The 26,254-nt window shown below is 45.5% G+C and carries 18 protein-coding genes; 7 read left to right on the top strand and 11 right to left on the bottom strand.

Annotated elements, in window-relative coordinates; genetic code table 11:
• Positions 1 to 122 precede the first annotated feature (122 nt).
• The 4 genes from LX69_RS04835 to LX69_RS04815 all read left to right on the top strand — a co-directional run bounded on the left by LX69_RS04835 (position 123) and on the right by LX69_RS04815 (position 10,006).
• Positions 123 to 6,728 (top strand): T9SS type B sorting domain-containing protein, encoded by a 6,606-nt coding sequence (locus LX69_RS04835; protein ID WP_111444699.1) that lies wholly within the window; start codon positions 123 to 125, stop codon positions 6,726 to 6,728.
• A 19-nt stretch (positions 6,729 to 6,747) separates the two neighbouring features.
• A complete protein-coding gene (locus LX69_RS04830; RefSeq protein WP_111444698.1) occupies positions 6,748 to 7,818 on the top strand; it encodes a PorP/SprF family type IX secretion system membrane protein in 1,071 nt (356 codons plus the stop codon).
• Between the two features lie 248 nt (positions 7,819 to 8,066).
• The gene (locus tag LX69_RS18115) at positions 8,067 to 9,002 is read left to right on the top strand and encodes an Ig-like domain-containing protein (protein ID WP_245934940.1); all 936 of its coding nucleotides are present in this window, start codon (positions 8,067 to 8,069) and stop codon (positions 9,000 to 9,002) included.
• 8 nt (positions 9,003 to 9,010) lie between these two features.
• Positions 9,011 to 10,006 (top strand): PorP/SprF family type IX secretion system membrane protein, encoded by a 996-nt coding sequence (locus LX69_RS04815; RefSeq protein ID WP_170124242.1) that lies wholly within the window; start codon positions 9,011 to 9,013, stop codon positions 10,004 to 10,006.
• On the opposite strand, the gene queG is transcribed toward LX69_RS04815, so the two are convergent.
• From queG to sufB, 7 genes are all read right to left on the bottom strand, one after another.
• A complete protein-coding gene (gene queG / locus LX69_RS04810) occupies positions 9,997 to 10,947 on the bottom strand; it encodes a tRNA epoxyqueuosine(34) reductase QueG (protein WP_111444694.1) in 951 nt (316 codons plus the stop codon). The two genes, LX69_RS04815 and queG, sit on opposite strands and share 10 nt — an antisense overlap.
• 417 nt (positions 10,948 to 11,364) lie before the next feature.
• The gene (locus tag LX69_RS04805) at positions 11,365 to 11,682 is read right to left on the bottom strand and encodes an SUF system Fe-S cluster assembly protein (RefSeq protein WP_111444693.1); all 318 of its coding nucleotides are present in this window, start codon (positions 11,680 to 11,682) and stop codon (positions 11,365 to 11,367) included.
• Between the two features lie 265 nt (positions 11,683 to 11,947).
• Positions 11,948 to 12,376, bottom strand: coding sequence for a SufE family protein (locus LX69_RS04800; RefSeq protein ID WP_111444692.1), 429 nt, complete (start codon positions 12,374 to 12,376; stop codon positions 11,948 to 11,950).
• A gap of 35 nt (positions 12,377 to 12,411) precedes the next feature.
• Positions 12,412 to 13,629, bottom strand: a complete 1,218-nt coding sequence (locus LX69_RS04795; RefSeq protein ID WP_185741697.1) for an aminotransferase class V-fold PLP-dependent enzyme — start codon at positions 13,627 to 13,629, stop codon at positions 12,412 to 12,414.
• Between the two features lie 350 nt (positions 13,630 to 13,979).
• Complete coding sequence (gene sufD / locus LX69_RS04790) at positions 13,980 to 15,368, bottom strand: Fe-S cluster assembly protein SufD (protein WP_111444691.1); 1,389 nt, start codon at positions 15,366 to 15,368, stop codon at positions 13,980 to 13,982.
• Positions 15,369 to 15,401: 33 nt separating this feature from the next.
• Complete coding sequence (gene sufC / locus LX69_RS04785; protein ID WP_111444690.1) at positions 15,402 to 16,154, bottom strand: Fe-S cluster assembly ATPase SufC; 753 nt, start codon at positions 16,152 to 16,154, stop codon at positions 15,402 to 15,404.
• Positions 16,155 to 16,217: 63 nt separating this feature from the next.
• Positions 16,218 to 17,666 carry a Fe-S cluster assembly protein SufB gene (gene sufB, locus LX69_RS04780; protein WP_111444689.1) on the bottom strand — a complete coding sequence of 483 codons (1,449 nt, stop codon included), beginning with the start codon at positions 17,664 to 17,666 and terminating at the stop codon, positions 16,218 to 16,220.
• 343 nt (positions 17,667 to 18,009) lie between these two features.
• Here sufB and ppnP point away from each other — a divergent pair, with 343 nt between their 5' ends.
• Positions 18,010 to 18,288: a pyrimidine/purine nucleoside phosphorylase gene (gene ppnP, locus LX69_RS04775; RefSeq protein WP_111444771.1), complete on the top strand. Its 279-nt coding sequence runs from the start codon at positions 18,010 to 18,012 to the stop codon at positions 18,286 to 18,288.
• A 249-nt stretch (positions 18,289 to 18,537) separates the two neighbouring features.
• Here the strand turns inward: ppnP and trmB are convergent, their stop codons facing one another.
• From trmB to holB, 4 genes are all read right to left on the bottom strand, one after another.
• Positions 18,538 to 19,314, bottom strand: a complete 777-nt coding sequence (trmB, locus tag LX69_RS04770) for a tRNA (guanosine(46)-N7)-methyltransferase TrmB (RefSeq protein ID WP_111444688.1) — start codon at positions 19,312 to 19,314, stop codon at positions 18,538 to 18,540.
• A gap of 168 nt (positions 19,315 to 19,482) precedes the next feature.
• The gene (locus LX69_RS04765) at positions 19,483 to 19,959 is read right to left on the bottom strand and encodes a gliding motility lipoprotein GldH (protein WP_111444687.1); all 477 of its coding nucleotides are present in this window, start codon (positions 19,957 to 19,959) and stop codon (positions 19,483 to 19,485) included.
• 69 nt (positions 19,960 to 20,028) lie between these two features.
• Entirely contained in the window at positions 20,029 to 21,447 is a 1,419-nt protein-coding gene (ricT, locus tag LX69_RS04760; protein ID WP_111444686.1) for a PSP1 domain-containing protein, read from the bottom strand.
• A gap of 68 nt (positions 21,448 to 21,515) precedes the next feature.
• A complete protein-coding gene (gene holB / locus LX69_RS04755; RefSeq protein WP_111444685.1) occupies positions 21,516 to 22,634 on the bottom strand; it encodes a DNA polymerase III subunit delta' in 1,119 nt (372 codons plus the stop codon).
• Positions 22,635 to 23,229: 595 nt separating this feature from the next.
• Between holB and LX69_RS04750 the strand changes: the two genes are divergently transcribed.
• Both LX69_RS04750 and LX69_RS04740 read left to right on the top strand, forming a co-directional pair.
• A complete protein-coding gene (locus tag LX69_RS04750) occupies positions 23,230 to 24,006 on the top strand; it encodes a radical SAM protein (protein WP_111444770.1) in 777 nt (258 codons plus the stop codon).
• Between the two features lie 504 nt (positions 24,007 to 24,510).
• Positions 24,511 to 25,551 carry a glycosyltransferase gene (locus LX69_RS04740; RefSeq protein ID WP_111444684.1) on the top strand — a complete coding sequence of 347 codons (1,041 nt, stop codon included), beginning with the start codon at positions 24,511 to 24,513 and terminating at the stop codon, positions 25,549 to 25,551.
• Positions 25,552 to 26,254 lie beyond the last annotated feature (703 nt).

The raw sequence follows: 26,254 nt of genomic DNA, 5'->3' as shown, positions 1-26,254 counted from the left end.
CCTTGATTTGAAGTTTGGCGATCGTATTTTTTACGTTCCCGTTTTTCGTTTTAGGGTGGCTTTTCTTTTCCTGTTGTCGGGATTATTTTTTTGTATTTAGTTACACACCAAACCACCTGTATATGAAGTTGTTTTTACGAAGCTTCGCGTTGGCCATCGGCCTGTTTTTAGTCTCCACTCTTTATTTATCCGCACAAGTTGACCGCACCTTTTGGTTTGTGGCACCGGATGCGTCTAAGAGTCATAGTAATGAAGATCAATATATCAAATTGCGATTGACCAATGTTTCTGCGGTTGCAGCGACTGTGACAATTTCTATGCCAAAAAATAGCACTTTCGCAACCCAAACTATTGTGATCAATCCGGGTGTTCAATCTACGGTCACGTTAAATAAGGCAGATGTGGAGAACGGGACGGATGGGAATCGGACTACCGATCTTCCTGTGATGAATAAAGGTCTTTTAATAGAATCGACTCAGGATATTACTGCTTATTACGAAGTAGGAGATATGAATAATCCGGATAAGTTTACATTAAAGGGTAATTCTGCGTTGGGGACAGAGTTTTATGTGCCCTCGAACCTTGATTATCGCAATTATCCATTAACGATAAAAGCTAAGGAGAAAATTGACATTGTGGCAACGGAAGACACGAAGGTGACTATTACACCTACGACTGATTGTGTTGGAGGACGTAAAGCCGGAGAGTCTTTTGATATTGACTTAAAAAGAGGTGAAACCTATTGCCTAGAGGCTGTTGGAGAAGATGCTAAAATTAATTTAGGTGGAACACATATTGTATCCACCGGAAAAATAGCCGTCACGATTTCTGATGATTCTATCAATCTAGAACCTCAGGGGAATTATGATATTATTGGTGATCAGTTAATTCCTGTTGATGTGATTGGTGATAAATATGTTGCCATAAAGACTAATGATTCATCATTCGGTAATATTCAAAAGGTCTATTTAACTGCGGTTCGTGACAATTCCGTGATATGGTATGGTACTGAAAAAATTACTTTAAATAAAGGGCAAAGTGTAAGTCGAGATATTGCCAAAGACAATGTTTATATTTATTCTGAGATTGGTGTTCCCTTTTATGCGTATCAGGTAACTGGTTATGGTTACGAGATGGGAAGTGCCATTCTACCTCCCATCACGTGTACCGGCTCCAAACAGGTTGACTTTAATCGAAGTTTTGTAAAAGATTTTTGGATTCAGATATTAGCAAAAGATACTGATATTGGATCGTTTAAACTGATGGATATTTCTCAGAATAAGGATAAATCATCGTTACTCCCCGCTCAAAGTGATTGGGATATTGTGTATGATAAGAATGGTATGGATACCAAGTGGCGAACTGTTGCAGTTAAATCTGAGGCAATTGATACTAATAAACCACATACCGGAATATCAACCGGTACGACCTATCGTATTAGTAATTCTACCGGGAAATTTCACTTTAGTGTTCTTGATCAAAATGGTGCCAGTTTGAATTATGGCTATTTTTCGGCTTACAATTCCATCAGGGTAAGTGACCCACAATCTTTTTGTAAATCGAATGGGACATTGAATATATCCACTTCAGCTACCTATCCGGAATATAACATTCGATGGTATTTAGCCAGTACCGACGGAACTCCAATTGCAACCAATGTTTCGGAGATTGTAGCAAAGCAAACCGGGGTATATTGGGTAGTGGCCACCGAAAAAATTACGAGCGGTTGCGAAAACAAAGCATCTACGCAGGTCAAGATTCTGGGTGCCGATGTGCAATTGCCCAAAGACACCACCGTTTGTGCTGAGGCGAATTACACATTAGAAGGCACCGTGGGTACAACACCATATACCTATTTGTGGACGTATCAAAATAGTGGTTCTTCGATTGTCAATACAGCAACCACACAAGATTTGGATTTAACAGTCAGTGCCGGTACCACGACGACAGTGATTTTAACGGTGACCGATGAAAACAAATGTGCCGTAAAAGATACAATAAATGTCACTGCTCACCCCATTCCGGCATTAAATTTATCTAAAAATCCTTCATCCATCTGTATCGGTCAAAAAATCAGCACCGATGCCGTTTTGGATCGATATCAGTGGTATTTGAATGGCGTTGCATTGAAGGATTCCATTCAATCATCCATTTATCCCAAAGTTTCCGGTGTTTACCAGTTAACAGGCTGGGCAGAGAACGATTGTAGTGTGACCGAACAGTTGTCCATTACTGTCAATTCCCTGCCTGTGATAAGTTTGTCAGACAAGACGGAATGTCATGGTAGTTCCGAAGTCTATTCCGGTCCCTCCGGGATGGCAAGTTATGCGTGGACGGTTGGGAGTTCAACATTTGCCACGTCACAGATCACCCTTGCTCAGCCTGCCTCTTCCATTGAGTTGAGTGTAGTTGATAATAATGGATGCCGAGCACAAGCAAAGGCAAGCTATTCGTGGTATCCTAAAGCCCCGACATTGGCCGGTCAAACCATCTGTTCCGGGGGGAGTGTGGTTCTAGCCAGCGATCCCGCTTATACTAACTATAGCTGGTCATTTAAGCAAACCAGCGCATCTACATCAGTCAGTCTGCCTCTTGATGTGACCCAGCCACATCAGCAAGCACTGAACAATGTGATGAGAGGTTTGAATGATGGGATTTATTCAATCAGTGCCTTTGATGGCAATGGTTGCCCGGTCAATCAGACGATTGGTTTGGTTGTTCATCCCATGCCGGTTATTGACCTGGGAATCACCAATGCATCCTTTTGTCCTGGATCGACAGTGACTTTACAAACCAATACGGTTTACCATTCCTATGCCTGGACTATCGGATCAGATCCTGCTGTGATTTCTACGACCCATTCAGTTGTAGCATCCACTGCCGGGACGTATACCCTGACAGCCACCACCGGAGCAGATGGATGTAAACAACAGGGGAGCGTCACCGTAACTGCGTTGCAGAATCCAATAGTAACCTTGTCCGGTAGTAATATCTCAGCCTGTGAAAACCAACAGGTGGTTGTTAATGCTGCTGCCGCCAATGGCAGTGGGAGCCCGTATGTTTATCGTTGGTATGATTCAAGTCATCAGGTGATTGATTATGACTCGCAGTTAACACGGACAGATGCCGGTAGCTTTTATGTTGTGGTCACCGATAAAGCGAGCTGTACCGGCACTGCGACTGTTGATATAACCAGAAATCCATTGCCGGTGTTTAGTTTACGCGATGCCACTGAATGTCATGGGGAGCCATATTCATTTGATGGTCCAGTCGGCATGAAAACTTATTTGTGGCAGGATGGTAGTGGCAATCAAACGTTAACCTTAAATCAGCCTGTTTCGGAAGTGAGATTGACGGTCACCGATAACAACAATTGCACGAGTGAAGCAACCGGAAGTTTGAAATGGCACGCCGAACAACCAACAAAATTATCGGATCGAATTACCTGTCCTGGTACTGATATTGTCTTATCAACTGATCCGACTTATACGGATATCCGATGGTCATTTCAGAAAGCCCCAAGCGTTGTTCCCGTGGCATTAGCCACAACCGGATATCAGCATACAGTTACAGCTGCTGTTAATGGGGTGAATGATGGTAACTATATTATTGAGGCAAAAGATGTGAATAAATGTCCGGTTAAACAAACTATTTTATTGGAAGTTGAATATATACCCGAATTGGATTTAGGTGATGATAATATCACCAAATGTGAAGGTGCATTTATCACGCTAAAGAGTAATTATGAGTTTGATTCCTATGAGTGGGAATGGACTGATGGGGCATCAGTCAAGAGTTTACCTAGCAGAAATTTTGCGATTGTTGAAAAGAGTGGGGCTTATTCGTTAACCGTATATGATACAGGAAAGAAACTTATTTGTTTTAAAACTAAGTCTGTTAATGTTATCTCATTAGAGAATCCTGAAATTAAACTTTCTACCGACACGAGCAAGCCATTCTGTTTTAGCATTCCCGTAACAGTAACAGCGACAGCCAATGAAGTTGGCGGGGCTAATCTGTTTAAGTGGTATGATGCCGCCGGAGCAGAGGTGGATGGTGATGGTGATGCAGAGTTGACAAGGACTGATTCCGGAGATTTTTATGTGGTTGCAACGGCAACCAATAATTGTACCGATACTTCCCGAATTTCGATAGAGAGATATGCAAGGATGGCAGATGTCATTCTTCCGGATATCACAGAATGCTATGGAAGCAGTGAGGAATTCAAAGGCCTTGATGGGATGGTATCCTATACATGGCGAGATGGCAGTGGCGGGTCATTGTTAGGTAGCGGTCAAACTTTTTTTGCAGATCGGCAGTATGAACAGTTGGTGTTAGACGTAGTTGACAGTGATGGATGTACGAATTCGGGTATAGGACGTTATGCCTGGTGGGATTCACAATCAGCCAGTCTGCCCGATCAATCCATTTGTTATGGAGGGAAAATTGTGTTGTCGACCGCTCCGGGTTATTTGAATTATCGTTGGTCGTTTCAGCAGACATCTTCTTCCAGCACTGTTGCATTGCCGTTGATTCAAACCATGCCTTATCAGCAAATGGTGACAAATTCGATGCCCGGGATTAATGACGGGATCTATACCATCCTCGCGCAAGATGAACATGGTTGCGATGTGAATCAGACGATAAAATTGACCATAGATCCGGTTCAAACGCTTGATTTGAGCAGTTCTCCACGTTCATTCTGCGCCGGATCATCTGTGATTTTACATTGTGAAGATGTTTATGATTCTTATCAATGGTATAAAGATTCCGATCCAACCGTTATTTCATCAGCTCATGAAGTCGAGGTGACTCAAGCCGGAAGATATCATCTTCGCGTCAAGGAAGCTTCAGATGGATGTCGACTTGATGGTTATATTGATGTGGTTTCTTACCAAAATCCGACAGTTGCTTTTGCGCAGTCAACCATTCCTGCATGTCAGGATGTGATGGTTTCTGTCATCCCTGATGTGGTACAGGGTAGTGGGAACGTCATTCATTATGAGTGGTACGATTCCAATGATGTTGTTATAGATAGCGACCATGAATTAAGCCGGACGGATGCCGGAGAATTTAAAGTTGTTGTTCGGGATAACTATGGATGCACCGATTCTACGACTGTTTTGATCACCCGATACCCGGAGACAACATTTACTTTAAACAACGTCAGTATATGTGATAATAGTACTGCAACCTTGCAAAAGCCATCATCTGTGTTAGCGAACAGTTATGTGTGGCATAATTCAGATAATACGATATCGATTAGCAATGCCGATTTGGTTGTGAATGCAAAAGGTGTTTATACCCTAGATATCGTAGATCCAAATGCTTGTCATGCCAGTGCAACGCTGAACTTGACTCATCGTACCTCTCCAAAATTTGATTTGGGTGCAGAAGAGCAACATCGCTGTGCCGGAGAAGTTATTGAGGTGAAAGCATTAAGTCATTTTGGAAGTTATTATTGGAATGATGATTCATCCGAGGGACAACCCCATTCATATACAATCATCGGAAATGATCAGGTTCAGACGATCAAGCTGAGAATAGAATCGTCTATTAATGATTGTTATGCAGAAGAAGCTATTACCGTTCATGCACATTCTTTACCGGAAGTGAATTTGGGAGAGGATATCACCGTTTGTTCAGGGGTATTGACACCTTTGTCAGCACCCAGTGGAGTGTCATCGATACTTTGGTCTACGCCCGATGGAGAAACTGATGCTCCTAGTATTGTCGCTAAATCCGGCACATATAAATTATCGGTTACCAATGCCTATTCCTGTCAGAATAGTGATATCTTAAATATATTTTGGTTGCCTTTACCAGAAGTTGATTTAGGGCCAGATGAATTGGTGTGCCCCATTACAGATGTCGTTTTAAATGCTAGTTCCGGAGTTGTTTATCAATGGGAGCCATCCGGATCATCAGCCCAATCCATCGTCGCTCAAAAAGATACATTGATTACGTTGAGAGTTCAAGATGTCAATGGTTGTTTTGGGTGGGATACTAAGATGATATACACAAGAATAGCACCAGAATATTCATTGGTTTCTGAAGTTACTATTTGTGCCAATGATTCCATTGAGTTCAATGCTTATCCGGAGGAAATTTTTGAGAATTATCCGACATTTACTTGGTCGGACGGAGATACCGAACAATACAAATGGATGCAAGAAACAGGAGAATATTGGGTTGAAGTTACAGATGGCTGTTTTATCTTACGCGATACCACCAATTTATTGCATCATTCAATGCCCGTGATTGCACAATTGGATACGATGATTTATCAACAGATAGCCGTTTTGCCTTCGGGAGGTACCGAGCCTTATGTCTATGCCATTAATGATGATGAATTTCAGAAGGATAATGTGTTTCGAGATTTGCCCAATGGCGAGTATGTGTTGTGGGTCCGCGATGGCAACATGTGTTTGGATTCAGACACGGTAAGTATTTTTAATATATTGGATTTGAAAATTCCGAATCTCATAACACCCAATGGTGATGGCCATAATGATCGCTGGACGATTACCGGTTTGGAGAAATTTCCGGATTCGAACATACGTATATATGATCGTTATGGGAAGTTATTGCGGATATATAAACCGACAGACGCTGGATGGGATGGTTATTATTTGAATAAACCGATGCCAAGCGATGATTACTGGTATGTGGTAGAATTGAATCCCACGAGTAAAGTCATTAAAGGTCATATGACGCTTAAAAGATAATGTTGTTGAAATCTCTGTTATGATGTATCTTATGCCTATCCCTGTGGAATTTAATTTGATAAAAACAGTAGTACTTCGAGGTGTTTTGTTGTTTATGTTTTCAGCATTAATGACCGGCATTTCATTGCAAGCACAAAAACATTATATCACTAATCTGTATGTTTATGATTTGTATTTGATGAATCCTGCCGCTGCCGGGTTTTATAAGAACTGTTTTATAGCCAATGGGTATGTTCAAAAGCAATGGTTTGGGACGGATGATTCTCCCTCGACACAAATCCTGAGTGCACAGACAGCGTTGTCTGAGAGTTTGGGGTCGGGGACGTATATCTACAATGATAAAAATGGTTTTTTTAAGGAAATGGGCTTACAGCAATCATTTTCGTACGAAGTAATGATTGCGAAAAATAGTCGCACCAAGAGTTTTACCAAGTTGATGTTCGGGTTGTCGTTAAATCTGGAGCAAAGTTCGTTGTCGTACGATGGGTTGACGAATGATGAATTGATGGATCCAGTGGTGATGAACGGGAGTGATAATGGATGGGGACTGAATGCCAATACGGGGATGATTTTATTAAGTCGTAACTTTCACATGGGCGTTTCGGTCACGAATTTGTTTTCGCAGCCCAACTCAATGATGGAGTCTGATTTGGAGCCGAATGTCCCCAAGGATCTTCATTTGTATATGTCATCTGTGTTTAAATGGCCCGGTATAGATTTGTATATTGAGCCATTGCTTTACTATCGGCGGAATTCACAGGCCAATAGTCGAATGGATTTGAATGCGAAGCTGACGGTTCCGACAATGAATTCAGATTTGTCGTTTTGGGGTTTGTTGGCATACCGACGCACCATGGATAAGGATGCCGGAATCGATTTGGGTTCAGCAGTGACCGTTGGGACGATTTACAAGCGGATTAATTTTGGTCTTGAATATCAGTTGGGACACACTTCAGCACAGAGTCATTACGGTAGTTATTATCAGCTGATTTTGGGTTATCGTTTCTGTCACGATCGTTTTAATGGTGCCATTGATTGTCCCGGCAAGAAAAAGGGTAAGCGTGTGAATGATAAATACACAAGTTATTAAACATTGGTAAACAATCGATTATTTTAATCCAATCCCCGTCAGATGATTGTCTGTCGGGGATTGTTTTTTATCTTTGTACGTTTTGTTGTATTATGTCATTATTTGCTGCGTGAGTTATTTCGTATAGAAATAACAGAGATTAACACTGATTTCACGAGTAAGTCATTGTTCGGTCGCTCGTAAATAAATGTTGAGGATCGATTTTGATGAAAAGAAATTTTAGAATATTCCAATATTTAACGATCGGCATGAAAAGTGGATTGATTATCGTTTTGTTTTTACTTTCTTTTGATCTCGCTCATGCCGATCATCGAAAAGGGATTGACGGAGGAATTCCGATCAATGCCAATGATGACTTATTGTATATGTTCGAAAGCGATGAAGTATATTCACCTGTTTTGAGCAATGATTATGGATTAGAAGGGTCGCAAATAACACTCTCGATAGTCAAGGCACCACAAAATGGTGTATATGAGATAAAGGATGATTTAAAGATATATTACAAGCCAAATCGGAGTTATATTGGTAAGGATGAATTGACTTATCGTGTCTGTTCATCCAATGGAGAGTGCGACGAAGCAACGTTATATATTCAGGTGTCAGATTTTGATTTTAAACCGGAAGCAGTTAATGATACGATTCTGATGGAGAAGGGGATGCGAGAGACCCTAGATGTTTTGATGAACGATGCAGGGATGTATGATCTGCCGCTTCAGATGACCATTTCGCAAGAATTGCATCACGGTTATACACAGGTGAATGAGGATTATACGGTGACGGTGACGTTGGACACACATTACATTGGTTTAGATTCCCTTGAGTATCGGGTTTGTGATTTGGAGGGAGATTGTACCTCTGCATGGGTTTATTTTACCATCACCAATAGTAGTGAGTTGAATGTGTTTATTCCGGGCGGTATCTCACCCAATGGTGATGGGATGAACGATTTGTTTGTGGTTCCGGAGTTTGATTATTACCGACAGTTTCGCAATATCCGATTGAGCATTCTGAACCGATGGGGAGAGTTGGTTTACGAGACACCCACCTATCAGAACGACTGGGGTGGCACAGCCAACAGGGGCACCTATTCGGGGTCGTTGCTCCCCGCGGGAGTGTATTATTATCAATTTCGATTGGAAGGGAATTCCACGCCGCTGACCGGGTGTGTGTATATAAACCGATGAGGGAGCGGATGAGAGATATGAATGGATATACTCAAAAGATGATTTCAGTAGTGGTGTTTTCGCTGCTGTTGTTGTTGAGTATGCCTGTATATGCTCAGCAGGATCCGCTGTTTACGCAATATGTCAATTCGCCGTTGTCGATGAATGCTGCATATACGGGTAACCGTAATTCGTTGGCTTTAGATTTGGGCGTACGTCAGCAGTGGGTTGGCGTAGAAGGCGCCCCCAAGAGTTATTACCTGAGTGCGCATTCGCCCATCAATAAAAGCCGGGTGTCACTGGGTGGATATTTGTTGAGCGATGAGGCCGGTCCAGTTGTGTCGCGTCAAGTGCACGGCACCTACTCGTATTTGGTACGGATGTCGAACAAGATGTTTTTGTCGTTGGGAGCCTCGGGAGGAGTGCATCTTTATAACATCGGTCTCACGGGATTGAACCTTGGAGATGCGGCCGATCCATATTTTGGGTTTAATATCACCAATCGAGTGAAGCCGTCATTTGGCGTGGGTGCGGTTTTGTTTACACCCAATTATTATGTGGCATTGTCGTGCCCCCAGTTGTTGCTGAGTCGATTTTCGTACAGTGGTATAGATAGTGGTGTGTATGCTTCGGATCATCATTTTTACCTCAATGGCGGATACACGTATGTATTGAATAAGCACCAGTCGATGCGTTTCTCGTCATTGGTGCGATTGTTGCCATCGGGTGAGAACGTGATCGATTTAAACGTGATTTTGAATTACAACAAGTATCTGTGGGTTGGAGCCTCTTACCGTTTTGGTCAGGCATTGGCCGGGATGCTGAATTTTCAGTTGAACCGCAACTGGGGAATTTGTTATTCGTACGATTTTTACACCAACCGGACGTCCTATTTTAATTCGGGAGCTCATGAGATCACATTGAGTTACGATTGTTACAAGTTCTATAAGAAAAACAAGTATCGTAACTTTAAGCGCAAGAGTGCAGATAAGGAGGAAGAGATGCGATCTATCCGTTATTTCTGATTGGTATTTGCACGTATATTTCTCATCAGCCCAATATATTTGGTTCGTTTTACGGCTGATTTTTTAAAGATGATTCGGAATGAATCTTCCGATAATTCCTCCCAGTCGGATTTATTCATCTGTAAAAGTTGCGGTTGCGGGGAGAATGATGGTTCCTTGGAGGGAGGTGTTTTGCGGTTCCACGGGCAGACCTCCTGGCAGATGTCGCAACCAAAAATCCAGTTGTTAAGGTTTTGAGTGATGGAAGGGTCTATTTCGCCTTTGTGTTCGATGGTCCAATATGAGATGCATTTACGCGCATCGACGAAGCCGGGAGTGATGGCCTGAGTGGGGCAGGCATCGATGCAACGCGAGCAACTGCCGCAGTGGTTATTGACCAACGAAGAGTTGCCGGTTAAAGGCATGTTGATGATGAGCTCGCTGATGAAGACGTAAGAACCCAGTTTGGGGTGAATGAGACAGGTGTTTTTGCCCATCCAACCAAGCCCTGCACGAGCTGCCCAAGCCCGTTCGAGTACCGGAGCCGAGTCGACGAATGCACGCCCCTGCAAGTCGGGGTAGTGATGGTCGCGGATGTAGTTGAACAGCTCATTTAGTTTTTCGCGAATGACCTCGTGATAGTCGTGTCCCCAGGCATAACGCGCAATTTTAAAGTTGTCGGGATTATTTGATTCAACGGCAGGCTTGTAGCTTGAGAGCAGAGAAACAATGGTGCAAGCCCCATCGACCAAAAGTCGCGGGTCGACACGTTTTTCAAAATGGTTGGCCATGTAGGCCATTTCGGCATTTGCGCCGTTGAGGAGCCATTTCTGCAATCGGGGCTCATCGTCGTTAAGGCGTTGAGCCGTGGCAAAGCCAATGTCGTCAAAGCCCAAATCGAGTGCCTTGGCGCGGATTTGTTGCCGGTGGATGGCATCGGTGAGGTTGGGCGTTGAAGTCATTTATTCACAAATTGGACGAATTTCCAGCATTCCAAAGCAACAGTATTGATGAGTCTAGGTGTGTAGAGTTTTTAATGAGTATAACATAAGATAAAACGCAGGTGATTCAGCGTTAATTCATCTTCCTTCGCGTAATTAACTAAGAACTGACGCTGAGTTACAGTGAGAAAGGATGAGAACCGGTGAGGAGAAAAAAAACAGTTCAATTCAGCAATAGAGTCAAAATAAATGCAAAGGCGCGAAGGCGCTGAGTTATATTGTTACGCCTTGCGTTAAAATAACAAAGCAGATAACTCAACGAGTTATATAGTAGTTATAGAGAAGTTAAAATACGTCTGTGAAATTTAATCTGCTAAATTGAATTCGCAGGAACGTTTCAGAAATGGGATGTTTTAGACCGAACGTCAATCGTTTGTATTAAAGCAACCCAAGTTCAAGCAGCGCCTCGTCAGAGAGCATGTCTTTTGTCCATGGCGGGTCGAAGGTGAGGTTGAGTTCGCAACCTTTGACGCCCGGAACGGCCAACACTTTGTCGTAGACCTCTTCGGGGAGAGACTCGGCGACAGGGCAGTTGGGTGAGGTGAGTGTCATCACCACGCGCACGTTGCCATTGTCTTCGACGTGGATTTCGTATATCAGCCCCAGGTCGTAGATGTTGACCGGGATTTCGGGATCGTAGATGGTTTTTAATGCATCAACGATTTGTTGTTCCATTTGTAGATATTCGGTGCTCATGGCGGCAAATTTTTATTGAACGAAGTGTATTTTAGTAAATATTAAACGCAGAGACGCGAAGGGACAGAGTTAATTTGTAATGCCTTGCGGTTTCGAGCAATGTAGATTATTCATGGGAGTTAAAAATACACAACGGTTTTTACGAACGACAGTTTTCGGATTATCATTGAAAGACGGTTCTGATGTACTCTAGCACTTTTGCACTTTGTCCAATGATTGTGTCCTTCATTGTGACGTCAATAAGGTTCGTTTTCGAAATAGCGTCTTATTTGCCCGATAGTTGGGTTTTAAAAGCCAGCGCATATAGTTTCATCTGCTTGACCATGGCCACCAATCCGTTTGAGCGGGTGGGTGAGAGATGTTCCTTTAAGCCAATGGCATCGATGAAATATAGGTCGCAATCGAGGATGTCTTGAGGCGCTTGGTTTGTTAGCACGCGAATGAGCAAGGCTACGATTCCTTTGACGATGATAGCATCGCTGTCGCCGGTATAAACGACCTTCCCATCGGTCAATTGCGCGTGCAGCCATACGCGGCTCTGACATCCTTCAATGAGGTGTTGTTCGGTGCGGTGTTGTTCGTCAAAGTTGTCGAGCGCGTTTCCCAGTTCGATGAGATATGAGTACTTGTCCATCCAGTCGTCGAAAGCCGCAAATTCTTCGACCACATCATCTTGTATCCGGCGGATATCCATTGGTTGAAAGTTATGAGATTTGATATTTTAAATTTTCAGGCAAATAGTTGTTTGACTTTAAGGATTCCAGCTTTGAGCAGGTCGATTTCATTGTTGGTGTTGTAAAATGCGAATGAAGCTCTGACGGTGCCGGGGATTCCCAAGCGATCCATCACGGGTTGTGCGCAGTGGTGACCGGTACGAACGGCAATGCCCATTTTGTCGAGCATCATGCCCATGTCGTATGGGTGAATGTTATCGACCAAAAACGAAACGACGCCCGATTTATTTTTGGCTGTGCCAATAAATCTGAGCCCGGGGATTAGCGCTAATTGTTGGTGGGCATAATCCAGTAGTTGGTGCTCCTTTTCTTCGAGATTTTTCATGCCAATGTTTTCGATGAAATCGATGGCCGCAGCCAAAGCAATGGCGCCGGCATAGTTGGGTGTGCCGGCCTCGAATTTATAGGGGAGTTCGTTAAAGGTAGTTTTTGTAAAACTCACGTTTTGAATCATCTCACCGCCACCCTGATATGGGATCATTTGGTTAAGATATTTCTCTTTGCCGTATAATACGCCAATGCCGGTTGGGCCATATAGTTTGTGACCGGAAAAGGCATAGAAGTCGCAGTCGAGATCCTGCACGTCGACGGTGATGTGCTGAATGGCCTGTGCCCCATCGATCATCACCGCGATGTTGCGAGCGTGTGCCAGGTGTATGATGTCTTTCACCGGGTTGATGGTTCCCAGAGCATTAGAGACATGAGCCACCGAGATGAGTTTGGTTTTGGGGGTGATGAGAGCCGGGAGCAGCGATAAATCCAGTTCGCCCTCATTGGTGATGGGGATGACTTTGAGGACAATGCCTCTTGTTTGTTCCATCAATTGCCATGGGACAATGTTGGAATGGTGTTCGAGTTGCGACACAATCACCTCGTCGCCCGCTTGCATGAACGAGTGAGCGAATGAATAGGCCACCAGGTTGATGCTTTCGGTGGTTCCACGCGTGAGCAGCACCTCATGGTCGTGAGGTGCATGGATGAACCGGGCGATTGTTTTTCGAGCGTTTTCATAAGCCTCTGTGCAAAGATTGCTGAGGTGGTGAACGCCTCGATGAATGTTGCTGTTGATGGTTTGATATACCAACGCTTCTGCATCAATGACACACCGGGGTTTTTGGGTGGTGGCCGCATTGTCGAGGTATACTAAAGGTTTGTTGTATATCTGTCGGCTCAAAATGGGGAATTCAGCCCGTATGTTGTCAAAGTTGATCATGATGTTTTAAATACTAGTTGGCGAACCGTGCAGGGTTGAGTATGAAATGAACGCTGATGCGCTAATCGACATCCTGAAGGGGCGTAAGCTTACGCCCTTTGACTTCGTCGATTTTCAATTCAGGGCTCTATGATTGAATGTGTATTCATTGTAGTGCGAAGCCGACGCTAATGCTTATTGCCCTTTCAGGGTTTCATTTAATGATGTTGAATTTATAATAGTTATGGTTTGTGTAAAGATCTTGATTCGTGATAACCAATTGGGTCTTTGATTCAAAGATAGTAAAAATCACAAGTGCGTTAGGCTCACGGAATGAGGCGCGATTGAGCGAAGACTTTTATTTTGACGTGTCACATGCATCCGGCGGTACGCGCTTTGCTGTCGCAGAGAACGCAGGCATCGCATTTGTCGAGTTCGCCACGGAACCGTTTTTCGACCAGCGTACGGATTTGTTCTTTGAGGGGTTCGACCCGAATTTTTTCGACCACTTCGTAGGCAAAGGCATACATGAGTAAAATGCGGGCTTCCTCGGGGCTCAGTCCACGAGAGCGTAGGTAGAACATGGCATTTTCGTCAATTTGTCCGACAGTGGCCCCATGAGAGCATTTTACGTCATCGGCGTAAATCTCGAGCTGGGGTTTGGTGTTTACTTTGGCGTCGGATGTCAGCAGCAGGTTGTTGCACGACTGGTAGGCATTCGTTTTTTGTGCATCGCGCTGCACGAGTATTCTGCCGGTGAAAGCGGCCGACGCATAGTCGTCGATGACGCCCTTGAATAGCTCGCTGCTAAAGCAATTGGGCTTTGCATGATCCATGAATACGTAGTTGTCGACGTGTTGACTTTTATCGTTGAGGTAAAGTCCGTAAACGTGACTTTCGCAATGTTCGTCGTCCATGTGCACATGAATGTTATTTCGCGCCACCCCCGTGTGCAGGGTGATGTTGTTGCTCATCACGTTAGAGTTGGCTTTTTGACGGATGTAAGTTCCGGCAATTTGCGTGGTGAGGTTGTGCTGGTTTTGTAAGTTGTAGAGGTCGAAGATGGCACGTTGATCCACAAAAACCTCGGTGACAGTGTTGGCGACGAAACGGCTGGCACTAAGTGTGTGGTCGCATACCATGATGCGCACCTGAGCATCCTCTTCAACGACAATGAGGTTTCGTTGTATCACCAGGCGATCGGTGTCGCCGGTGAGAATGTTAACGATTTGCAGAGGTTCCTCAATGACAACCCCTTTGGGGATATAAATGGCATATCCATCGGATGCGAGCAGGGTGTTCAGCGCAACAATGCCGTCGTGATGCAATGGAGCTGCCTGGCCATAATATTGTTCGACGATTTGCGCGCGATGCGTTGCAAATTCTTTAAAGGAGCTGATTTCAACTCCTTTGGGTAAGTTGTTCTTGTTGCTGACCCCTGCAAAAGCGCCGTTGACCAGGAAGATGAGATGCGATTGCAAGTCTGGCACGTCGCATCTGAATGCTTCGGTGGTGATGTGCATGTCGGTATCGGCATGCGGGAAGAACTCGAAGTTTCCGGCAAACAGCGGTTGTAGGTTGGTGTATTTGTAATTTTCAACCTTGTTGTTAGGGATGCCCATTTTGACGAAAGCGGGCAGTGCAGATTCACGCAGGCGGTTCACCACAGCAGCGTGGTTTTCGGCCAGCGTTGCCGCATGTTGTTGATAAGTATTCACCAACGCTTCGGTCAGGCCGGAGAGTATTTCGGTTACGTTCATGATGGCAGAGCATTATCGGGTTTATCCCCGGTTTTAGTCTTCGAATTCCTTTTTAATCCAGTCGTATCCTTTTTCTTCCAGTTCGAGGGCAAGTTCCTTACCGGCCGACTTGACGATGCGACCTTTGTAAAGTACGTGCACGTGGTCGGGCACGATGTAATCGAGCAGACGCTGGTAGTGAGTGATGACGATGGTGGCATTTTCGGGCGACTTGAGTTTGGTGACGCCATTGGCCACGATGCGCAGGGCGTCGATGTCGAGGCCGGAATCAGTTTCATCGAGGATGGCCAGTTTGGGTTGCAGCATGGCCATTTGGAAAATTTCGTTTTTCTTTTTCTCACCACCGGAGAAACCTTCGTTGACGGCCCGATTGGTAAGGTTTGAGTCAATCTCGACCAGGTTTTTCTTGTCGCGCATGAGTTTGAGGAAGTCGCTGGCCGACATGGGCGCTTCGCCGCGGTATTTACGATGTTCGTTGAGGGCCGTGCGCATAAAGTTGACCATGCTAACGCCAGGGATCTCAACGGGGTACTGAAAGCTGAGGAACAGGCCTTCGCGGCTACGGTCTTCCGGCGCCATGTCGAGGAGGTTTTTGCCGTTAAATGTGACTTCACCTTCAGTGACTTCAAAGGCTTCGTTGCCAGCCAGGACAGCCGAAAGGGTGCTTTTGCCCGATCCGTTTGGTCCCATGATGGCATGTACTTCGCCGGGTTTAATATCCAGGTTGATTCCGCGCAGGATTTCCTTGTCGTCGATTTTAGCGTGTAAGTTTCGTATTTTAAGCATGGTGCATTTTTTTTTAGCGAACGTGGAATGTATGTTTTTTTTGAAGAACAGGAGCTGAGAGGGTTACCCCACGCTGCCTTCGAGGCTGATTTGCAGGAGTTTTTGAGCCTCCACGGCAAATTCCATCGGCAGTTGATTGATGACCTCTTTCACATAACCGTTGACGATAAGCGCGACGGCATCTTCGGTAGAGAGACCGCGCTGGTTGCAGTAAAATATCTGGTCTTCGCCGATTTTACTGGTGGTTGCTTCGTGTTCCACTTTGGCGGAGCTGTTGTTGATTTCCAGGTAAGGGAAAGTGTGAGCGCCGCATTGGTTGCCCAAGAGCAGCGAGTCGCATTGGGAGAAATTGCGGGCGTTATCAGCTTTTTTCGAGACTTTGACCAGTCCTCGGTAGCTGTTATTGCTTTTGCCGGCAGAGACACCTTTCGAGACGATGAGGCTGCGGGTGTTCTTGCCCAAGTGAATCATTTTGCTGCCAGTGTCGGCCTGCTGGTGGTTGTTGGTGACCGCCACGGAGTAAAACTCGCCCACGCTATGGTTGCCCATGAGCACGCAGCTTGGATATTTCCAAGTAATAGCCGATCCAGTTTCAACCTGAGTCCAGGATACTTTTGCGTAATCGCCTTTGCAGATGGCGCGTTTGGTTACAAAGTTGAAGATCCCACCTTTGCCATCCTTGTCGCCGGGATACCAGTTTTGAACGGTTGAATATTTGACTTCTGCGCGTTCCATGACCATGATTTCGACCACGGCAGCGTGGAGCTGGTTTTCGTCGCGCATAGGCGCGGTACAACCTTCGAGATAGCTGACGTAGCTGTCGTCGTCGGCCACGATGAGGGTTCGTTCAAACTGCCCGGTGTTGCTGGCGTTGATGCGGAAATAGGTGCTCAACTCCAAAGGGCAACGAACCCCTTTGGGGATGTAAACGAAAGATCCGTCGCTAAACACAGCCGAGTTTAGAGCGGCGTAGTAGTTGTCCTGATAGGGAACCACCGAGCCGAGGTATTTTTTGATGAGATCGGGATACTCGCGTATGGCCTCGCTGATGCTGCAAAAGATGATGCCTTTGTCGGCTAGGGTTTCTTTAAAAGTTGTTTTAACACTCACGCTGTCCATGACGGCATCCACGGCCACGCCAGCCAGAGCCAGTTGTTCATTGAGAGGAATGCCCAGCTTGTTGAACGTGTCAATCAGTTCAGGATCGACTTCGTCGATGCTGTTGTATTTGGGTTTCGTGCGGGGAGCCGCATAAAAAATAATCTCCTGAAGGTCGATGTTTGGGATGTTGAGGTGCGCCCATTCGGGCAGCGTCAAGGTTTGCCAATGGCGGAAAGCTTCGAGACGGAACTCGAGCATGAAATCGGGTTCCCCTTTTTTTTGAGAAATCAAACGCACCACATCTTCATTTAATCCCTTCGGAATGTATTCGGTTTCGATGTCGGTCACGAACCCGTATTTATATTCCCCCCCTGTCACCTCGTCCAGAATCGTATTTTGATCTGTAGCCATACGTGATGCTTTATTATGTCACAATTGGATGAATCGTCAAAGTCGGAAGAAAAGGCTGAAAAAAATATACACAAAGGCACAGAGACGCGAAGTCGTTTTTTATAATCTTATTCCTTTGCGCTTCATCAGGTTATGATGAGAGATTTTTTTAGCGCTTACTCAGTCGAGCTTCTTGAATAATATAACCGCAAAACTACTCAAAAAGTTTAGATTAGTTCTAATTAAGATTGTCAAAATAGGTTAAACGAGGAATGGGAATTGCGTAGAAAATGTTATAAAATGAAGGCTAATTGGAGAAAAAAGTGTTGTTTTGCAATTTAAAACCCCAAAAATGGTTAGTGAAATGATAAAAGTAAATGAATATTTCGACGGAAAGGTGAAATCGCTTGCCGCTAACAATGCGCAAGGAAAAGCCACAGCGGGAGTGATTGCACCGGGCAGTTATGAGTTTGGCACGGACACGATTGAGATCATGAACATCGTGTGGGGTGAATTGAAGGCACAATTGCCGGGTCAGGCCTGGAAAACGTATCAGCGAGGGGAGTCTTTCCGCGTAGAGAAGGGAGAGCGATTTAAGGTAGAGGCCACTGATTTTATGGCCTATGTGTGTGAATACCTTTGATGCAACATGTGATGAAGCGCTTAAGGCCAATGATTTGTCACGGGTCTTAAGCGCTTTTATTATTGATTTATAGGAAATTCGTGATATTTAGAGGATGTGGAGAGATTGAGGTTTTTGTCCACGAATTACACGAAAATTCCACGAATTTTTTCTTTGGTCATCGCACGAGGCGCTAGGCAAAGCAACGAAAGTGTGTTTGTTGATTCACACGAATTGGAAGTCAATGCTATTTGACCGGTTGGAAGGCGGTTATTTCCCTGCCACGCGTTGCCCCTCGACAGTTTGTCGTTCGCGGTATCCGCCGCCTTTGCTGTGATATTCGTCAAATTCAATTTCGATGTCGGGTTCGGTGAGGTTGGAGCCGTTATCGAGTTTAAATTTTAAATATTTGATGGCAATGTTTTTGGCAAGCCATTGCGATTCGTAGTGTGTTTTGAGGGCGAGAATTTCGTCGACGTAATCGGAGTGGTAAAGGTCGTTTTGGTCGGTGATCACTTCCATGTTGTTGATTCGCACCATTTCACGGGTGTAGGTGTATAGGAAGTTGCTGTCGGTTTTGAGGTGAATGATGCCCCCGGGTTTTAAAAACGAGGCATACATTTTCATGAACCAGGTGGAAGTTAGCCTTTTGGTGGCTTTTTTCATTTGCGGGTCGGGAAAGGTGAGCCAAATTTCATCGACTTCGTTGGGGCCGAAGAATGAGGTGATAAATTCGATGCGAGTGCGCAGGAAAGCCGCGTTGTTCATTCCCGCTTCATGAGCCATTTTGGCGCCTTTGTGCATTCGCGCGCCCTTGATGTCGATGCCGATGAAGTTTTTGTTGGGGAACATTCGTCCCAGCCCCACGGTATATTCGCCTTTTCCGCACCCCAATTCGAGGACGATGGGATGCTCGTTTTTAAAAAAATCACGTTTCCAGTTCGCTTTTCTGAAAAAATCTTTACGGAAGATGTCGTCAAAATCGGCTTCAATGACGTTGTTGAAAGTGGCCAGTTCGGCAAATTTCTTAAGTTTATTTTTTCCCACGGGTGAATTTATGAATGCAGAGCAGTTAGTTATTGAGATGATAGTGTCATTTCAGAGTCAAAATAAACGCAAAGGCGCTGAGTTCACTTGTAAAGCCTTGCGTTTAAATTAAAAAGCAGATCACTCAAAAGAGTAATATAGAAGAGATTGGATTGACGGCGAATCCTATCAGTCGTTGTTTTTTTCAAGACGCAGTCCCACTTCGGTGATGCCATTGAGCCACTCGGCTCGCATGCCTTGTTGGATGGAAATGTGGTAGTTGCCGTTTTCTGCGAACTTGAAAGCGGGTCTCCAGGGGAAGTGGATGTAATAATGTTTTCCCCATTGACGCCCCATCCATTTGCCCTCTTTGTCGGCCATCAGACACTCGATGGTGTCGTTGACCGTGAGTCCCGAAGGGGAAGTGGTTTCAATAAAGAGCCACAGGTTGCTGAATGGGTAATCGTTGGTATGGTTGAGTTTGACCAACAGGTTGTATGATTGATTCAAGTCGGGAGGAGCGATGCTGAAAACAGCTACTGAGTCGGAGTTCCATTGGTTTTGGGTGGTGGCATAGAAAGCCTCCGTCACTTTGTGACGGTCGCAGGCCACCGAAATCAAGAAGAAACCAATGCATCCCAACCCCCAACAGCGTTTAGTTTTCATGTGTTCATAATTTGTTTTTCATCGGTCATATGGAACTCGCCAGTAATCATCTTTCTGCGTGAGTAAGGCTTACTCATGGCTCGTTTCATTTGCCGGAGCATCGGGTGTTTTGTTATTGGGTTGATTTCCGCCACGAGGACGGTTTGAGGGACGGTTGCGATTCCCACGATGTTGCTGGTTCGTTCGCGTGGCATTGTTGTCGCGTTCGCGGCGGATCGGATTCCCATCGGAGCCGTTCTGAGCCTGGGGCTTGATGATGCGAGGCTGGCGGTTTTCACGGGGTTGCGAAGTCTGTCCTTCGGGGTTTTGCGACTGCATTGGAGTAGAGTCGTTAGCTTCGTCGCGCGCTGCATTGTTGCGCGGGTTATTTCCCGGACGTTGAGGGCGGTTTCGTTGGTTGTTTCCGCGTTTGTCACGATTTCGGCGGTTTTTATCGTCAAAGCGAGTGAGGCTTTCTTCGATGACCACGTTGTGGAATCCGATTTCTTTGGTGGCGGGTTTGGGTGCGTTTTCGATGAGTTTGTCCACTTCAATGCCTTTACGGTTCATGGCAATGATTTCTTTGACGCGGTCGACGGAAACTTCAAATAGGCCTGAGCTACCGTTGTTTTCGAGCGTGTACCACATGAGGCGTTTGAATACGTCGGTTTTGAAGTGCAGGAAGACGCCTTCGCGAGTCCGGAGGGGGATGTTTGTTCTCGGGAAGTCTTGCTGGGCGTCGATGTATGCATCTAACTCGTAGTTGAGGCAACATTTAAGTTTGCCGCATTGTCCGGCGAGTTTTTGGGGATTGAGTGATATCTCCTGGTATCGAGCCGAATTGGTGGTTACCGACACAAAGTTGGTCATCCAAGTGGAGCAGCATAGTTCGCGGCCGCAAGGGCCAATGCCCCCAATTCGCCCGGCTTCCTGTCGAGCGCCAATTTGTCTCATCTCGATTCGGATTTTGAATCGTTCGGCCAGCAGTTTGATGAGTTCGCGAAAGTCAACGCGTTCGTCGGCAATGTAGTAAAAGATGGCCTTGGTCCGGTCGCCCTGGTATTCGACGTCGCCGATTTTCATGTTGAGCTTGAGACGAGACGCGATACGGCGCGACTCGAGCATTGTTTCGTGTTCAAGTGCTTTGGCTTCTTCCCATTTCTCAATATCCACGGGTTTCACCTTTCGGTAAATGCGTTTGAAGTCGTACGAAGCAGGAGAAATGTTGTTTTTTTTCATCTGCATCAGCACCAGTTCGCCCGTGAGTGAGACTTCGCCAATGTCATGCCCCGGAGACGCTTCTACGGCAACCGCATCCCCTTTTTCGAGATGAATGGCATTGCTGTTGCGGTAATAACCTTTGCGAGTATTTTTGAATTGTATTTCAACGATGTCGTTGGCCGACACGCCTTGAGGCAAGTCGCTGAGCCAATCGAAGACTTCGAGTTTGTTGCAACGAGATGTGCAAGCGGTGCATTTATCGTGTGTTTCAAGTATCTCTTCTTGCATGTTATAAACGTTTTAAACGTGTTGCGATATATATTGAAAGTGCCCGGGAAAGCCATGGCACGAGTGTGCTATTCTTTGAGCAAGATAATCATTTTCAGCACCAAATCGGTGAAGATGATTTTCGCGTTTCCGTTTTGCTCCAGGTGAGCGATGGCGAGAGACATTTCTTCCATGATGGGCAAAGCGGTTCTGTCGTTGATAAAACGGGCGAATTTTTGAGAGAATTCGTTTTCCTCACTGTTGAGGTAAACAATGTCGGCCTGTCCAAAGTTCATCACGTAGTTTTCGCGAATCATGCGGATGGCATAGTCGAGAAAATTCTTTTGTTTCACTTTGTTTTGGCTTGCCAGGTCATCGACCCATTGGAGCAGTTCAAATATTTTTCGTTGATAAGCCCATCGCATCATCCAGATGAACCGGTCGAAGAAATATGCCTGGTCATCGCTCTGGGCAATGACTTCGCGAGCGGCCAGGTAGCTGCCATTGGCCAGTCGGGCGGCAAAGGAGGCCTGCTCGGCGGAAATGCCGTCGACGGAGGTTAGATGTTGCACCAGGTCTTTGTCGGCGAGACGAGGGAATCGAATCTGCTGACTACGCGAGAGGATAGTTCCCAGTACTTCGGCGGGCTGGTTGGAGACGAGCAGGAAGATGGTTTTAGCGGGAGGCTCTTCAATGAGTTTGAGGAGCTTGTTGGCTGCTTCGACGCGCATTTTTTCGGGCAACCAGATGATCATGGTTTTGTATTCGGCTTCGTAGGATTTCATGCTGAGTTTACGCACGATTTCGCCACTTTCTTTGGTGTATATGGTTCCGGGAGCCTTTTCGCTGCCAATGTCGGTCATCCATTGAGTGAGGTCGAAGTAGGGTGATTGTAATACTCTTTTTCGCCATTCGGGCAAAAAGTTGTCGCTGAGTTCGCGGTTATCGGCCTTGTGTACGGGGAAAACGAAATGGAGGTCGGGGTGGATGAGCTTGGCCATTTTTCGGCACGAAGGGCATTGGCCACAGGCGTCATCGTCATTTTTATTGGTGCAGTTGAGATATTGCGCCAGCGCCAGCGCCATGGCCAGTTTGCCGGTGCCCGGATTTCCTGCAAACAACAACGCATGGCTAACACGGTTCTCGTGAACCATTCGAATGAGCTGTTGCTTAATGGGCTGTTGACCAATGACCTGTTTGAATTGCATGCAAAGAGTCCGAAATGACAAAAATTTCCCAAAGATAGCAAAAACAGTAAAAAATCATCATGGGAGATTCAGGGGGTAAGCGGGTAAAAAAATTTGTCTCTATTCTGATTTGTGTGGGTAATCATAAGTATCAATTCACGCAACCCAATATTTCGTGCCCTCGAGCCGGGCAGGCTCTTACTTTTTATTCGGAAAGGGTTTGTTTTCATTTGCCCTCATGATTAAGCGTCGCTGAGCTCCGCTGAATTGGCTACAGCCCCAAAAAGTAAGCAAAAAAGGCCGCCGCTGACGTAAAATGGCTAAAAATCATAGGCCTTCGCTAAAATCTGCGAACTCGCAAGCTCAAACAGCGCATATTTTTTAACGCTCAGGCCTATGATTTTTTTAACGCCATTTTCATCTGTATATTATTTGTTTTCAATTGGTCAGATGGAACTCGCCAATAATCAGCTCCTGTGTATCGAAGTGTTAGACAGGGCTCGTTTCCGAAGGCGGCTTAGTTACCTTGTGTTGATTTCGTGCTTTCATGTTTTGTTTACTCACAATAATCGACATTGAGCCAAAAAATTTAACTTTGTCGGAAACCAATAGTTTTATGCCAACTTTTTTATTTGATCAGACCATCTTTGGGCCGGTGCGAAGCCGACGATTGGGTTTGTCGCTGGGAATCAATTTATTGCCCAATAGTCGCAAGGTTTGTTCGTTTGATTGCATTTATTGTGAATGCGGATTGAACGAGACGACATCCACCGGCGAGAAGTTACCCACGCGCGATCAGGTACGTGAGCTTTTAGAAGAAAAGTTAACCGCGATGAGCCGGTCGGGCGAGCTGCCCGATGTGATCACTTTTGCCGGCAACGGAGAGCCGACACTTCATCCCGACTTTGCCGGCGTGGTTGATGATGTGATTGTTTTACGGAATCAGTATTGTCCTCGAGCGCGAATTGCCGTGTTGTCGAATGCCACACGCATCCAACGATCCGATGTTTATCAGGCGTTGTTGAAGGTGGATGATAATATCCTTAAGCTGGATGGCGGGCGAGAAGCGACGATTTGTCAGCTCGATCGTCCGGTGGGCGCCTTTAGTCTGGAAGCACTTGTGAATCATTTGATGCATTTTCAGGGTCAATTGACCATTCAAACCATGTTTGTGAAGGGGAGATATGATGGGGCGATGGTCGATAACACCACGGCAGCCGATGTAGAGCCTTGGTTACAGTTGCTCAATCGCATTAAGCCTTCGCAAGTGATGATATATACCATTGAGCGAGATACGCCTTTTGATACGTTGCAGAAAGTATCGTTGGCAGAGTTGTCGGAGATAGCCGAAAAGGTGCGGATATTGGGGATTCCGGTGCAGGTGTCGGGTTGAATGATGATTATGGTTTAGCCCTTTCCAGTCCTCCCCAGGCGGAGGAGAATGAGAGCGAGGACGTTTTTAATGAACACGGATTCAGAAAAAAGCTGATGAGCAAAGACGCTGAGTTGAATTGCGTGTGGCTCATCTTAAGAAGAAATACAGCTCAAATAGTTCGTTGAATGAGCTATGAAAGCTGTCTTCATGAGCTAATTATTCAGAATGAATGATTCAAGAGAACAACAGATAATTGACTTTGATAAAGCAAAGAGGGGCCTGTTCTTCGAAGGAAGTCCACGATAATGTTGACATTTCTGTCAGTTATGCAACATTAAAAAGAGTTTTATCAAAGTTAATAACAGAAAGTTGTCTTGTAACAGTGGGACAAGGTAAAGGAATTCAATATACCATTTCGCCAACATTTGCAGGGACAAAATATCGTCCATTAGATAAAATCATATATTTACCTCATATAGAATTTGTTGGTTTAAAAAAGCCACCCATCTGAAAGTGTTCGATATGAAGTCAGGAGGTCCTATTCTGATTTGCCCCCTTGATTGGGGTTTGGGTCATGCCACCCGCATGATTCCGGTGATACGAGAGTTTGTACATCGTCGAGAGCGCGTGATCATTTGCGGTCATGGGGCATCGTTGTCGCTGCTTGCGCATTCGTTTCCCGAGTGTGAAGCGGTGTCATTGCCCGGCTATCGTGTGAGTTATTCGTCGGGGAATCAACAGGTGTGGGCGATGCTGGGGTTGATTCCATCGTTTTTGCGTACGAAAAGGAAGGAGCATCAACGCCTGGTCGAGTTGGTGTTGCAGTATCAGCCGTCGATGGTTATTTCTGACAACCGATATGGATTGTGGCATCGCGGGGTGAAGTCGGTGTTGGTGACGCATCAGTTGAAGGTTAGATTGCCGGGATTGTGGCGATTTTGTGAGCCACTGGTTCAGCGCGTGCTCCGGCGTTGGATTGAGCGTTTTGATGAATGCTGGGTTCCTGATCATCAAGGGAGTCGATCACTGGCAGGGATGTTGTCGCAAGTGACCCCCTTGCCTTGCAATGTTATTTACATTGGTTTTTTGTCGCGATTTTCATGCATGTCTGCGCCTAAGGTAAAGGAGGATTATGTGTTGGGCATCGTTTCGGGCCCTGAGCCGCATCGTTCCATGCTGGTAAAATTGATGATAGCCGAATTTTCAAAATTGTCGTGTCGCAGCATTGTCATCTGCGGTGAGCCTGATCGCCAAAACGAGTTGATGCAAGCAGATGGAGGGGTGATGGTTTATTCCCATTTACCTGATGAGAAGATGGAAGATTTGATATGCAGAGCGTCAGTGGTTGTTTGTCGTTCGGGTTATTCGTCGTTGATGGATTTGGTCAGGCTTCGCAAGGGAGCGTTGTTGATCCCCACGCCAGGTCAGCCAGAGCAGGAGTATTTGGCAAGTTATGTGTCGGGACGCATGGGGATGGCGTGTTGCCGTCAGGATGAATTGACGGCGCAGCGGGTGTTAGCTTATATGGCATCAGCAGATGCGACAATGAGAATTGAGCAATGAGGGCGGATTTTGAGTTAGTTTGTAACGCCTTGCGTATAAATAAGAAAGCAGATGATTCAAGGGCGTAACCGGGTGGTTTTCAATGAACGCTGCGGCGCAGGAGCACAGCGTTTTTTCAGATGATGATTTAATGTCGTTTAGTTAGTGATTTGCTATTATTTCTACCAATTCTCATGTCTCAAAATCTTATCGGACTTGTCTTATCGTTCGGTAGAAGAAGGTCAGCAAACCATCTTTCTCCCCAATTGGGGCGAGAGGAAAACAATTCCTCCCAATGCTACCGGTCTTTTCCCCTACGGGGGGTATTTTAATAAACCTCAGGAATCCCCTGGTCATGCCAGCTTCAAGATCTCTTTTGTCTTTCCTTGAGATGTTTTGTGTGCTTATTCTTAACCCATTTTGCAGCTATCCTAAAGCCAGCGCCTGTATTTCAATGAATTGTTCATTTTCGAGTTCGGATTTGTGTACTACAGATTTTCGCTTTGTAAAGGTAGCGTAATGACGCTAGCTCTCCACTAAACACGGTAATAACCGCTATAGATTCCCGTTTCGGGGTTGGTGCGCATGGATACTTTGAAATACATGCCCCAAAGTAAACATGTAAACCGCTGATATACAATACCCCCTTGTGTACTACAAATGATTTTTCGAAAATTCAGACACTGATTATCAATGTATTACAAAAGCAAATAGAGCAAAAGAG

Source organism: Breznakibacter xylanolyticus, from assembly GCF_003254275.1.
Lineage (GTDB): Bacteria > Bacteroidota > Bacteroidia > Bacteroidales > Marinilabiliaceae > Breznakibacter > Breznakibacter xylanolyticus.
Note: the sequence above shows the minus strand (reverse complement) of the source record. Positions and strands in the feature narration are given on the sequence as shown.

What these genes read in the sequence shown, in the direction of transcription:
- LX69_RS04835 (WP_111444699.1), top strand. Translation starts at nt 123, where the DNA reads ATGAAGTTGTTTTTACGAAGCTTCGCGTTGGCCATCGGCCTGTTTTTA.
- LX69_RS04830 (WP_111444698.1), top strand. Translation starts at nt 6,748, where the DNA reads ATGATGTATCTTATGCCTATCCCTGTGGAATTTAATTTGATAAAAACA.
- LX69_RS18115 (WP_245934940.1), top strand. Translation starts at nt 8,067, where the DNA reads ATGAAAAGTGGATTGATTATCGTTTTGTTTTTACTTTCTTTTGATCTC.
- LX69_RS04815 (WP_170124242.1), top strand. Translation starts at nt 9,011, where the DNA reads ATGAGAGATATGAATGGATATACTCAAAAGATGATTTCAGTAGTGGTG.
- queG (WP_111444694.1), bottom strand. Translation starts at nt 10,947, where the DNA reads ATGACTTCAACGCCCAACCTCACCGATGCCATCCACCGGCAACAAATC.
- LX69_RS04805 (WP_111444693.1), bottom strand. Translation starts at nt 11,682, where the DNA reads ATGAGCACCGAATATCTACAAATGGAACAACAAATCGTTGATGCATTA.
- LX69_RS04800 (WP_111444692.1), bottom strand. Translation starts at nt 12,376, where the DNA reads ATGGATATCCGCCGGATACAAGATGATGTGGTCGAAGAATTTGCGGCT.
- LX69_RS04795 (WP_185741697.1), bottom strand. Translation starts at nt 13,629, where the DNA reads ATGATCAACTTTGACAACATACGGGCTGAATTCCCCATTTTGAGCCGA.
- sufD (WP_111444691.1), bottom strand. Translation starts at nt 15,368, where the DNA reads ATGAACGTAACCGAAATACTCTCCGGCCTGACCGAAGCGTTGGTGAAT.
- sufC (WP_111444690.1), bottom strand. Translation starts at nt 16,154, where the DNA reads ATGCTTAAAATACGAAACTTACACGCTAAAATCGACGACAAGGAAATC.
- sufB (WP_111444689.1), bottom strand. Translation starts at nt 17,666, where the DNA reads ATGGCTACAGATCAAAATACGATTCTGGACGAGGTGACAGGGGGGGAA.
- ppnP (WP_111444771.1), top strand. Translation starts at nt 18,010, where the DNA reads ATGATAAAAGTAAATGAATATTTCGACGGAAAGGTGAAATCGCTTGCC.
- LX69_RS04765 (WP_111444687.1), bottom strand. Translation starts at nt 19,959, where the DNA reads ATGAAAACTAAACGCTGTTGGGGGTTGGGATGCATTGGTTTCTTCTTG.
- ricT (WP_111444686.1), bottom strand. Translation starts at nt 21,447, where the DNA reads ATGCAAGAAGAGATACTTGAAACACACGATAAATGCACCGCTTGCACA.
- holB (WP_111444685.1), bottom strand. Translation starts at nt 22,634, where the DNA reads ATGCAATTCAAACAGGTCATTGGTCAACAGCCCATTAAGCAACAGCTC.
- LX69_RS04750 (WP_111444770.1), top strand. Translation starts at nt 23,230, where the DNA reads ATGCCAACTTTTTTATTTGATCAGACCATCTTTGGGCCGGTGCGAAGC.
- LX69_RS04740 (WP_111444684.1), top strand. Translation starts at nt 24,511, where the DNA reads ATGAAGTCAGGAGGTCCTATTCTGATTTGCCCCCTTGATTGGGGTTTG.